This window comes from Methyloradius palustris (assembly GCF_019703875.1).
Classification (GTDB): domain Bacteria; phylum Pseudomonadota; class Gammaproteobacteria; order Burkholderiales; family Methylophilaceae; genus Methyloradius; species Methyloradius palustris.
Window position 1 is genome coordinate 1,472,568 of sequence record NZ_AP024110.1, and the last position, 12,135, is coordinate 1,484,702.

A 12,135-nucleotide genomic window follows, 5' to 3' on the forward strand; every position below is an offset into this window, starting at 1 on the left:
TGCTCTCCAGTGAATTACTAGTGCTTTAAGCCTATTCGCTTAAAACTTAGTCGCCAGAGAGTGAGTTGCCTTACAAACTAATCAACTTATTCTCTCTAGCTGCATAATCGGGCGATATGAGTGCTAGAGAGCTAAGCACGGTATTTAGTTCTGGTTTGTGCTACAGGTGCTTACTTGGGAAGAGCCTTGAGTGCGCTACTGATTTGTTCACTCAGCCCTTTTGCACCAATATCAGAGCTGATTTTCTGCGCATCAAGCAGGAGCGGTTTAGCATCTGCTGGTTTTTGATTAGCGATTTTGTTTAATGCCAGGTAATACTCAGACTTGGCCTCCCAATAGGCGCCGCCATTATCTCTGCTTAACTTGAGGGTTTTATTGATGTATTTTTCGGCATTTACATAGTTACCCGCCGTTGTATAAATGGCACCTAACTCCAGACCTGCATTGGCATATTGATCCAAATCGCCAGCTTGCTCTTGCATCAGGTACGCCTTGATTTGATACTCTATCGCCTTGTCATAATTTGCCATTAACTTATAAGTAGCAGCTATACGCTCAAAGCCATCTGCACGCTCATTATCATTAGCAGCAAGCTTGCTGCCAGCAAGGTAACTATCTAAGCCCTTCTGCAATTGATTGGCTGCTAAAAAATTGTCACCAAGTAAATTCAGGTTGGTGCGCTCAAGGTAATTGTTTTTCTCAGATTGGCTAATTGCCAGACTTTTTTCATAAGTGGATTGCGCTTCGCTATATTGCTTAGTATTTTTTTGCACGTTACCGATGAGGGTTAAGGCAATAATATGTTCAAGTGGGATTTGAGATAAGGCCTCTGCTGAATTCAGTGCTGCAAGCGCTTCTTGATATTGCCCCAAGACATTAAGCGCGCGGCCTTTGCAGAGTAGCGCTGCACGACTGTCTTTGTCTTGCGCGAGCACTTTATTTGCAGACTCTAATGCGGTATTGGCTTCATCTTCTGCAAAAGCCTTATTACAAACGCTAAACTGGCTGGCGGTGTCACTCGAGCTCTCTGCAGCATAGGTGTTAACTGAGAGAAAACCACTGCAAACAAGAAAACTCATCAAGGCAAAACGTGAAAACATACGATCTCCAGAAATTTATGATTATTAATTGTGGGGGGTTGTAACTATGGTCTATATGACTGAGCGCTGGTGGACAAGTTTAGCTAAGTAACTCTAATAACGCAGATTCATCAATAATGATGACACCCAGCTCTTCTGCTTTGGTTAGTTTGCTGCCCGCCTCCGCCCCTGCTACTACATAGTCTGTTTTTTTGGAGACGCTGCCGCTGACTTTGGCGCCAGCCGCCTCCAGCATTTCTTTTGCTTGGTCACGTGAGAGTGTCGGCAGAGTACCCGTCAGCACAAAGGTCTTGCCAGCCAACGCACCTGAAGTACTTGATGTACCTGCGCTATCTTGCCAGTGAATGCCTGCCGCAATGAGTTTTGCAATGACTTCACGGTTATGGCTTTCAGCAAAGAATTGCTCAATCGATTCCGCAACGATCGGCCCAATATCAGGCACTTGTTGCAGGCTATCAATATCAGCATCAAGTACCGCATTGATATTGCCATAGTAGCGCGCTAGGTCTTTAGCAGTAGCTTCGCCAACATTGCGTATGCCAAGCCCATAGATAAAGCGTGCCAGTGTGGTTTTCTTGCTGTGATTAAGGGCATCAATAATGTTCTGCGCAGACTTTTCAGCCATGCGATCAAGGCTCGAGAGCGTGGACAAATCCAGGCTATAAATATCGGCCAGACTATGTACTAAGCCAGCATCAACCAGTTGATCCACCAGCTTCTCACCCAAACCCTCTATATCTACCGCACGGCGCGAGGCAAAGTGCAATATGGCCTGCTTGCGCTGGGCTGGGCAGAACAGGCCACCAGTACAACGCGCTACCGATTCATCTTCTTGGCGTACTACATGGGAACCACATACAGGGCATGCGTAGTTAATGGATGCTAGCAGATTGAATTTGATACTAGCCGCAGGGCGTTTTTCCAGTACCACACTGACGACTTCAGGGATCACATCCCCTGCCCTGCGCACGCTAACGGTATCGCCAACCCGCACATCTTTACGATCAATCTCGTCCTGATTATGCAGCGTAGCATTCGTGACGGTAACGCCGCCCACAAACACTGGGGTTAATCTGGCAACTGGCGTAATCGCCCCTGTACGACCAACTTGCACTTCAATCGCCTGCACTACAGTCAAGGCTTCTTGCGCTGGAAACTTATGCGCAATCGCCCAGCGCGGTGCGCGCGACACAAAACCCAATTCATTTTGCTGATTGAATGCGTTGACCTTATACACCACCCCATCAATATCAAATGGCAACGCATTCCGCTTGTTACCTATGGCCTGATAATAGCTGAGCAGCCCCTGTAAACCCTTCACCGTAAGGCGCTCAGCACAGACAGGCAGTCGCAAGCTTTCGAGATAATCCATAGCGCTACTATGCGTAGTTAATACAGGCACGCCTTCTGCGGCGCCCAATCCATAAGCGAAGAACGTGAGTGGTCGGCTAGCCGTAATTTTTGGGTCTAACTGGCGCAGGCTACCAGCCGCCGCATTACGTGGGTTGGCAAACAGCTTTTCACCTCGTGACTCTTGGTCACGATTCAGCTTTTCGAAGTCACGCTTTAATATCAAAACTTCGCCACGCACTTCCAGCAACTTCGGCGGCTTATCAGTCATCAGCTTTTGAGGGATGGCGCGAATGGTACGCAAATTATGAGTGACATTTTCGCCTGAATAGCCGTCACCACGGGTTGCGCCCTGCACAAACACGCCATCTTCATAACGTAAAGTCAGCGCTAAACCATCAAACTTGGGCTCTACCGCGTAATTGACTTCTTCAATGCCCAAGCTGTCGCGAATGCGTTTATCAAAAGCCGCCAATTCGCTTTCTTCAAACGCATTGTTGAGGGAAAGCATAGGCGTATTGTGGGTAACGGAATCAAACGCCTTCAAGGCCGCCCCACCTACGCGCTGGGTGGGTGAATCTGAAGTGATCAGGTCTGGATGATGGGTTTCAAGCGCTTGCAGTTCGCGAAACAGCCTGTCGTATTCGCTGTCTGGCACGCTAGGCGCATCCAGTACGTAATATTGATAATCGTGATGACGAATCTCATCACGCAAAGCGTTTATCTGTTGCTCAATACTGACAGGTGCGGAATCTGAGAACAGGCTTGTTTGCTCATTCCCAAGATTTGGGTTGCTGGTGACCATTGTTGAGAATAACTATGAGAACAATCTAAGCGCACATGGGCTGCCAGGCACTACGCCGCGCGTGACCATTTGCGCATGAATAACCTTGAGTTGCTGGCGGATGCGCTCTATTTGCAACTCGCCAATCGGGCGCTGGTTATCATCTACCAGAATAGCATTCAGGCCATGACTCATCTGGCGGGCAACCAATACCATCTGGTTAAATATTTCGCTGCAATTTTTCACGCGCGGAATATCCAGCTGAAAACTGACACCACGAATCACTGTAGTACGCAAAATTTCGGGGCTGAATAGACTGCCATCCTGATTGACCAAGGAGAACAATCGATGGCCATCTGACTCATAATGGAAGCCACCATCTTCACCCAATACCATGCCACTGGCTTCCGCCAGGCCTCTGAACTTGGTGCCAGTAAACGGGCCACTTTCGCCTTGCACCAGATGGAACCCGACCAGTTTATCGACATCGATACAAAACTGATCTAGATCCTGCGCATAATTCAGTGGGTCTGGGCTGCCATGCCATTCAACTTGTGCGGCCAGTTCAAGCCCAATTTGGTCTATACCACTCTGGAAACGATTAAGGGTCTGATGGCTAACTGAGCCAGCCCTGTCAGCCAGCTGAAGGCTGCATGCCACAAGCTTGAAGTCGGTCATCTCTTCTTCTCGTGTGAGCAAGCGCCAATCATTATCTAAATCTTGCCCATAGGCATAGACCGCTTTATCTACGTCAGCAAAAGAGAGGAAGTAATCTCGCAATTTAAGGCCAGAGAGAGGCTCGCGCAAATACAGAAGTGCCGTAAGATCGATCGGGTGGTAAATAGTCTCAGGCAATGAGACATTTGCATACTCTGGCTCATCAGCAACAGGTTGGCTCACCTGACTCGCAGGTGGCTGATAGGGTTTGCGAGCTGGCACTTCGGTAGCAACTGGAGCTCCAGAAATACCAGATTCTGTAAAGCCAGACTCAGCTATTAAATCGCTGGTATCTTCCTCTTCGTAAACTGCTGCTGGCTCTGCCAATGCTACTTTAGGCAATTCAATTTCTTCTGCTATAGGCTTAGCAATATCATCTTCAAACTCCTGCAGTGCAGAGACGGCTCTTGCGACTGCAGAGTCATCATTGATGTAGGCATCAGGCACAACAGGCGTTTCTAGTGGCTGGTATGTGCGGCGGCTGATGTCTGGCGATCTGGCATCGTCATCGGTTAGCACAGCATCGGTATCGATATGAAACTCATCCATCAGCACATCGCGCTTAGGTGTCTCAAAACGCTGTGACGTTTCATTCTTTAGGCGCCGTTCTTGCCACCAGTTAAACGCAATCACCGCAAGGATGATGATGACGCCAAGCAAGATTAAAAGTAGTTTCAGGTCATTCATTTTTAAGGCTCATTTAAAGAGATTGTTAAACAAGAATCTCTTGATTCATCTGTAAGGCGGCTTCGATATCAACTTCTACAATACGCGAAACGCCAGATTCCTGCATGGTAACGCCAATCAGCTGCTGCGCCATCTCCATAGTGATTTTATTATGGCTGACAAATAGGAACTGCGTGCGCTCGGACATTTTTTTCACCAGATTGCAAAAGCGCTCAGTATTACTGTCATCCAGCGGGGCATCCACTTCATCCATCAAGCAGAATGGGGCTGGGTTGAGCCTGAATAGCGCAAAAACCAAGGCCAAGGCAGTCAGCGCCTTTTCGCCACCAGAAAGCAGGTGGATGGTACTGTTTTTCTTGCCTGGTGGCTGGGCAAATACTTGCATGCCTGTATCCAGAATCTCTTCGCCCAGCAACTCAAGCTTGGCTTGGCCACCGCCAAACAGGGTGCTGAACAGCTCACCAAAATTCTTGTTTGCCTCATCAAAAGTATGCTGCAAGCGAGTGCGGGTTTCGCGATCTATACGCTTGATGGCATCTTCTAATGTGGCCATCGCCTCTTCCAGATCAACTGCCTGACTATCAAGATAGGTCTTGCGCTCACGCTCACTGGCAAGCTCTTGAATAGCAGCAAGGTTAACGGCGCCCAGCTCTTCTATTTGGGTCACTATTGTTGCAGTATTGCGCTCAAGATCAGGTACTTTAAGGGATGGTGGTAATTGCTCGGTTAGATTGGCCTCATTAAGACCAGTCTCCTGCAACGATGCCTGGCATTGCTCAAAATATAGTCGGGCTTGCTGTTCCTGCAGGCGCGATTGCTCAAGCTTATCGCGCAGTGGATGCAATTGCTGCTCAGTCGTCATGCGGCTACGTTCCTGAGTTTGCAGTTCAAGCTCGGTACCAGCCATTGAATTACGGGATTGTGCCAGAGCTTCTTCTCGCTGTTGTTTGGCGGTGAGCGCTTTCTCAAGATTGGCTTTCAGGCCTTCCATCTTGGCGGCTTCAAGCATAGCTGCAGATTCGTCTTTACGCATAAGTAACGATTTTTTTTCTTCACCTAAAGAATTAATTTTACTATTTATCTCATTGATATTATTTAATATTAATTTACTCTCGAATACGTGTTCTTGTGCAACGCGCTCAGCCTTTTGTAATTCAGTACGCAGGCTATTTAAAGCGCCTTCCGCACGTTGCCGTTCAGCCAAGGCTTGTTCGCGCTCACGCTGCAGGCCGCCTAAAGACTGCTGAATGCTCTCAACTGCATTTTGCTTTTGCGTCTGTTCAGTCTGCTGAGTGGTCAGGCGCAGTTGCAATGATGCTTGCTCGGATTGCAAGCCAGCTTTACGGTCCAGCACATGCTGGCGCTGCTGTTGCAAGCGCTGGATATCCAGATTCAATTGATGTTGCGATTGTGTATTGGTTTTAAGCTGCTGCTGAGACTGCTGATAGTTCAGACGTAATTCCTGCAGCCTTTGTTCTGTCTTGCTCAAGGCTTCAATACTGGCTTGCAGGCTTTGCTTTAATGTTGGCGTTTTTTCTTGCAAGGCTTCCAGCTCACGCTGTCGCTCAAGCACGCCATGCAAGGCTGATTGGGCGCCGTACACAGCCAGACTGTGACTGGTATAAATATCGCCCTGCTGATTCACCAAGACTTCGCCTGGTTTTAATTCACTACGCAGGCTACCTACATCAGCCTGATTTTCTAGCAGGTAAACATTGGCTAGCCAATCACTCAAAGGCCCATTCAAGCCATTGTCGTTGATTTCGACAATGCTCTTAATGGTCTTTAAATCAGATAGCGCTTTTGAGTCATTCGCCGCCTCACCTACCTGACAAATCGTCAAAGCTGATGGTGGCCTGCTATTAAATGCGAAACCAGAAGCATCATTACTTACCAAGGCATTTAGACGTGCCCCAAGAACGGCTTCCAGAGCGGTTTCCCAGCCTGTTTGAATACTGATTTTTTGCCATACACGCGCCGCATCAAACAACCCTTCTGCTTTCAACCAACCTTCAAGCTTGGATTCATGACCAAGTGCTTGCTGAATCTTGTTAAGGGAAGCGATTTGCGCGTCCGTCTGCGCCAGGAGACGTTCTTCTGACAGTTGGACATCACGCAGGGATTTAATCTCACCCAGCAAGCTTTGCTCTTGTGTACGGATTGCATTCAGGCTTTTATCAAGCTCGGCAATAACTGTTTGCGTATGTTCGTAGGTGTTTTGCTTTTCTAACAGCTCAGCATCATTAGGCAATTGCAGAGAAGATTGCTCAGCCTCGAGGCGTTGCAAACGCTGCTTAATATCAGCAACGGCACGCCCCAGATGCTCTGCATTGGTTGTTTCAATACGTATTGACTGCTCGGCTTCACTTAACTGGCGTTGAGTAGCTGAAAAACGCTGCTGCGCCGCCACATGTGCACGTTCGGTTTCTGGCAATGCCTGCTTAGCTAATTGCAACGCATTGCTAGAAGCCGCGACCAGCTTCTCAGCATGTTCTTTTTGTTGCAGTAGTTGCTGCAGGTTTTCTTCAAAGCTCACGCCTTGCAATTGTGTTTTTTGCGATTGCAATTCAATTTGTTGCAATTGCGCCAGCAAGCGTTCGCGCGCCTCGTGAGTATGTTTCACTTGCTGCTCTAAGTTGGAAACTTCAGCATTGGTTTCGTAATATTGGGCTTGTGCCTGTTGCACAGCCTCACTAGCGGCATAGTGTTGCTGGCGCAGGCTTTCCACTGTACTTTCAGCTTTGCGCAATGCAGCCATCTGCGCCTCAAGCTCATTGACTAGCTTCTCAACCTGGCGCTGGGTTTTCTCCCAGCTAGCACCTGCATCACGCTTTTTAAGTAGCCATAGCTGGCCTTGTGCAAGCTTCAAGGCCTCTTGCAGTCGATGATACTGCTCTGCCACCAACGCTTGAGATTCTAGGCGGGTAATCTGCTTTTCCATCTCACTGCGCACATCTTGCACACGGGTGAGGTTTTCGCGGGTATCACGCAGGCGTAGCTCGGTTTCGCGACGGCGTTCTTTGTATTTTGAAATGCCTGCGGCTTCTTCAAGGAAAACCCGCAATTCATCTGGCTTGGCTTCAACAATCCGTGAAATCGTATTCTGGCCGATGATGGCGTAAGCACGGCCACCCAAGCCTGTGCCAAGAAATAAGTCGGCGACATCACGGCGGCGTACTGCGGTGTTATTGATGTAGTAGCTGGAACCTTTGTCGCGCTCAATCACGCGTTTAACGGAGATTTCAGCATATTGTGACCATTCGCCTGCGCTTTGGTCACTGAGGCCACCCAAGCTGTTATCGAATACGAGTTCAACGCTAGCACGCGATATGGGTTTGCGATTGGCAGAGCCGTTAAAAATAACGGCATCCATCGAGTCACCGCGCATCTCTTTGGCACTGGACTCACCCAGTACCCAGCGGATGGACTCCATCACGTTAGACTTACCACAGCCATTGGGGCCAACCACGCCGACACGCTGCCCGTGTATGTGCATTGTTGTGGGATCAACGAAGGATTTGAATCCAGCTAGCTTAAGATGAGTAAGACGCAATTTTCAGAGTGATCTAGTTAGAGTTTTCTAGTGACAAGAATTCGCTAGTGATTAGCAAGCTAGTATAATAATGGTCTTATTGATGCATTTTACGAAAAAGTATTGTCTTTTGCATCGTCTTCTTTGATTTATACGGTAGCCCATATGTCTAGTCAACCCAGCAAAGCCCTTGAAACCTTCGACAACCCAAAGCCTGAGCGCGATTTTCATATTCATATGGAAATCCCGGAGTTCACATGTTTGTGCCCTAAAACAGGCCAGCCAGACTTTGCCGTGCTATATCTGGACTATATTCCAGACCAAAAATGCGTAGAACTCAAAAGCCTCAAGCTGTATATGTGGTCATTTCGCGATGAAGGCTGCTTTCACGAAGCCGTTACCAATCGTATTTTAGATGATCTGGTTGCAGCAACTGAGCCAAAATTCATGCGCCTGACTGCTAAATTTTATGTGCGTGGCGGCGTATTCACCAATGTAGTTGCAGAACACCGAAAAGCTGGTTGGCAAGCGTTACCAAGAGTTGATTTAACACAGTTTGAACAGCAATTTAATATACGCGGTTAACATCCCTGCATATACGCTCAATAGCCCCGAAATTAGCTAGCATTCGAAGAATCACATTGACAAGCGAAGCTGCTCTCATTATTATGGCGCAACTTTTTCGGGGGTATAGCTCAGCTGGGAGAGCGCTTGCATGGCATGCAAGAGGTCAGCGGTTCGATCCCGCTTACCTCCACCAACTGACCGGTGACCCGAAATAAAAGATTTATGCGTTGTTTTAAGTTTCAGAGTGTTTAGTACTTAAAATAGCTGCAGTTTTGATGTATAATTTTACCTCTATGTCCCCATCGTCTAGAGGCCTAGGACACCTCCCTTTCACGGAGGCGACCGGGGTTCGAATCCCCGTGGGGACGCCATTCACTGATAAGTTATTTGTTTTGAATAACTTATCGAATAGCGTAAAAAAAAGCAGTGTCACTTCATGTGTCACTGCTTTTTTTATGCCTATCATTTCATGGTCTCGTAACAGCTCGGTACAGTCTTTAATTCCAAGAGCTTTACAAGTTGTTATTTCTTACATAAAGATAAGCATTCTCCTACAGCGTATTTTCTTCAAAAGATTATGATTGAGTTAATTATGTCTTCGTAAAAACCTCTTTAAGAACTAATAGAACTGGGTATCAAGCATGTCAATTACTATAATGAGCCCATCCTTGGAATGTTTTGTGCAACATAACTAAACCATACTCACTGATTTATACCGACCTTGCACAGCCTACACCTATCTTTCGAAGCGTTTTCTCGCCAGTCCAGTGAATGGAAAGCCCATGTATTGGGCGGCATTGCTTTCTCTGATGCTAGAAACCAAGCAGGCTCTGAAATAGCCAACTTTCCCTTTGCGCTGGTGAATATGCCTGTGCTCGAAGGTGGTGGTTTAGCTAGCGAGATATGGATGAGTGATCACAAGGTGCGCCATGCGCAACGTGGCCTGATTCGTTATAGCTACGACGAAGATACACTGTTTGGTGTATTGCTTATGCCCCAGACTGGGGCGTTGGAGCAAATAACTGAATCTGCATTCGCCCAGATATTTTCATTGCTTGAAGGTCGTGGCTATACCCATATTTTCCGTTTCTGGAATTATCTTGCTGATATTAATGGAGGCGATGATGAGGATGAAAGCCTAGAGCGTTACCGACAATTCAATCTTGGGCGACAGAATGCTTTTGTTGCCAGTGGGCGTGAGGTGAGTGGTAATCTGCCAGCGGCCTGTGCCTTAGGAACAGCAGATGGTCCATTGACGATTGCATTTATGGCTGGCCGCACACCAACCTTGTCCATTGAAAACCCAAGGCAAATGAGTGCTTATCAATATCCTGAGCAATATGGCCCACGTAGCCCCAGCTTTTCGCGGGCTAATCTTGTGTCCTTAAGTGATGCAGCGCATGAGCTAACAGACACTGATCAAACCTTGGCGCAACAGAAACTGCTGTTTATTTCTGGCACAGCTAGCATTGTCGGTCATGAAACACGCCATCACTCCGATGTTGCAGCGCAAACTTGTGAAACTCTGGTGAACATTGAGGCCGTGATTCACGAAGCCAACAAAAAGACCTGTACTGGCGAATTCAGCATGACCGACCTTTTTTACCGTGTTTATGTGCGCCACCCAACTGATCTACCTGCGATCCGCGCTGAAATGGAGCATGTACTTGGCCATTCATTCAAAGCGGTTTTTGTGCAGGCGGATATCTGCCGCAAAGACCTCTTGGTTGAAATTGAAGCTACTGCGGTTAGTACGATACGTTTACCAGAGGAGCAATATGCTTGAGTCAGGGTTGATCGTCGTCTACGACTATCTCGTGCTTTATCTGGGCTTAATCTGGCTTGGCCTATTGTGCTTGGGCTGGACCATCATCGCCACACTGCTTTACCCCTTATTGCCCAAACATCTTTCTCGCTCATTGGGGCGCAAGGTGATTATGGTAGGCTTTCGCACCTATCTTGGCAGCCTGAGTCTTTCGCGCCGCTGCAATTTTGACCTTAGAGCTCTGGATGCTTTGCGCGACCAGCCGCCCATGATTATCGCGCCCAACCACCCCAGCCTGCTGGATGCCGTGATGGTGATCTCACGTTTGCCGAATGTGTCATGCGTAATCAAGTCTGAACTGATGAACAATGTTTTCTTGGGGGCTGGCGCACGTTTTGCCCATTACATTCCCAATGAGTCGATACGCAAAATGGTGGCGTTGGCGATTCAGGATTTTAAAAATGGCCAGCATTTACTGTTATTCCCTGAAGGCACGCGTACCACGCGCTGCCCTATCAACCCGCTCAAGGGCAGCATTGCTCTCATCGCATATCAGGCACAAGTGCCTGTGCAAACAGTGTTGATCGAAACCGACTCTGCTTATCTGAGCAAAGGCTGGCCATTGTTTCGCAAGCCTACCTTGCCATTGCATTACAGAGTTCGCCTTGGCAAACGTTTTGATCCACCAGAAAACACTCAGCGCTTGATGGCTGAGCTTGAACACTATTTTGCTCACGAGCTTATTCAAGATTCTGCATTTCTTCCTGCTGGTTCTTTGAGCCCTAGCACCACTTACGCCTCAGCCCAGCCCTCAGGACATCAGCTATGACCACTGCATCCACTACCCATATCGTACTGATCCCCAGCTATAACCCTGGTATCAAGGTGTTTGAAACCGTGCGGGCTGCACGTCAATATTGGAACCCGGTTTGGGTGGTGATTGATGGCAGTACCGATGGTTCAGTTGATGGGCTTAAGGCGATGGCAGAAGAAGACCCTAGCTTACGCATTATTCATCTGGAACAAAATAAAGGTAAAGGTTCTGCTGTATTGCACGGCTTTGAAATAGCGCAGGCCGAGGGTTACACGCATGCGCTGACTATGGATTCTGATGGCCAACACCCACCAGACCTTATCCCTGCATTCATGGCGAAATCCATTAGCCAGCCACAAGCCATGATATTGGGCATGCCGCTGTTTGATGCCAGTGCGCCTATGATCAGGGTGAAAGGACGCCAGTTATCAAACTGGTGGGCGAATGTGGAAACTTTATGGGCTGGCATAGGCGATTCGTTGTTCGGATTCAGGATTTACCCGATAGCGCCCTTGTGTGAAGTGATGCATAAGCAGCGCTGGATGCGCCATTTCGACTTTGATCCAGAAGCGGTCGTCCGACTCTGTTGGCATGGGGTGAAGCCGATCAATATCTCAGCCCCTGTTTTATATTTCCGCGCAGATGAAGGCGGTGTTTCGCACTTCCGCTATCTCCGCGATAACATCTTGCTAACCTGGATGCATAGCCGGTTACTGCTAGGCTTTCTAATGCGCTTGCCATTATTAGTCATACGGCGACTGCAAGCCCGCTCATCAGCACAAGCTGAAAGACTAACTTAACTCGAAAACTGGTTTAGTT

Annotated in this window: 8 protein-coding genes and 2 tRNA genes; 6 read left to right on the plus strand and 4 right to left on the minus strand. The window is 48.0% G+C overall.

What is annotated here, in order from left to right:
- Positions 1-170: 170 nt before the first annotated feature.
- The 4 genes from ZMTM_RS07150 to smc form a co-directional block, all read right to left on the minus strand.
- Entirely contained in the window at positions 171-1,100 is a 930-nt protein-coding gene (locus ZMTM_RS07150) for a tetratricopeptide repeat protein (RefSeq protein ID WP_221763239.1), read from the minus strand.
- A gap of 79 nt (positions 1,101-1,179) precedes the next feature.
- Positions 1,180-3,255: an NAD-dependent DNA ligase LigA gene (ligA, locus tag ZMTM_RS07155; protein WP_221763240.1), complete on the minus strand. Its 2,076-nt coding sequence runs from the start codon at positions 3,253-3,255 to the stop codon at positions 1,180-1,182.
- A gap of 12 nt (positions 3,256-3,267) precedes the next feature.
- Entirely contained in the window at positions 3,268-4,638 is a 1,371-nt protein-coding gene (locus ZMTM_RS07160) for a cell division protein ZipA C-terminal FtsZ-binding domain-containing protein (protein ID WP_221763241.1), read from the minus strand.
- Between the two features lie 25 nt (positions 4,639-4,663).
- Positions 4,664-8,191, minus strand: a complete 3,528-nt coding sequence (smc, locus tag ZMTM_RS07165; RefSeq protein WP_221763242.1) for a chromosome segregation protein SMC — start codon at positions 8,189-8,191, stop codon at positions 4,664-4,666.
- Between the two features lie 144 nt (positions 8,192-8,335).
- On the opposite strand from smc, the gene queF reads away from it, so the two are divergent.
- The 6 genes from queF to ZMTM_RS07195 all read left to right on the plus strand — a co-directional run bounded on the left by queF (position 8,336) and on the right by ZMTM_RS07195 (position 12,116).
- Entirely contained in the window at positions 8,336-8,755 is a 420-nt protein-coding gene (queF, locus tag ZMTM_RS07170) for a preQ(1) synthase (protein ID WP_221763243.1), read from the plus strand.
- Positions 8,756-8,854: 99 nt separating this feature from the next.
- A tRNA-Ala gene (locus ZMTM_RS07175) sits at positions 8,855-8,930 on the plus strand.
- Between the two features lie 102 nt (positions 8,931-9,032).
- Positions 9,033-9,108 (plus strand) — tRNA-Glu (locus tag ZMTM_RS07180).
- Between the two features lie 350 nt (positions 9,109-9,458).
- Positions 9,459-10,523, plus strand: coding sequence for a chorismate transformation enzyme, FkbO/Hyg5 family (locus ZMTM_RS07185; RefSeq protein ID WP_225906972.1), 1,065 nt, complete (start codon positions 9,459-9,461; stop codon positions 10,521-10,523).
- Complete coding sequence (locus ZMTM_RS07190) at positions 10,516-11,331, plus strand: lysophospholipid acyltransferase family protein (protein WP_221763244.1); 816 nt, start codon at positions 10,516-10,518, stop codon at positions 11,329-11,331. Before ZMTM_RS07185 ends, ZMTM_RS07190 begins: the two co-directional genes overlap by 8 nt.
- Positions 11,328-12,116, plus strand: a complete 789-nt coding sequence (locus ZMTM_RS07195) for a glycosyltransferase family 2 protein (protein WP_221763245.1) — start codon at positions 11,328-11,330, stop codon at positions 12,114-12,116. The genes ZMTM_RS07190 and ZMTM_RS07195 overlap by 4 nt, the downstream gene beginning before the upstream one ends.
- Positions 12,117-12,135: the final 19 nt, after the last annotated feature.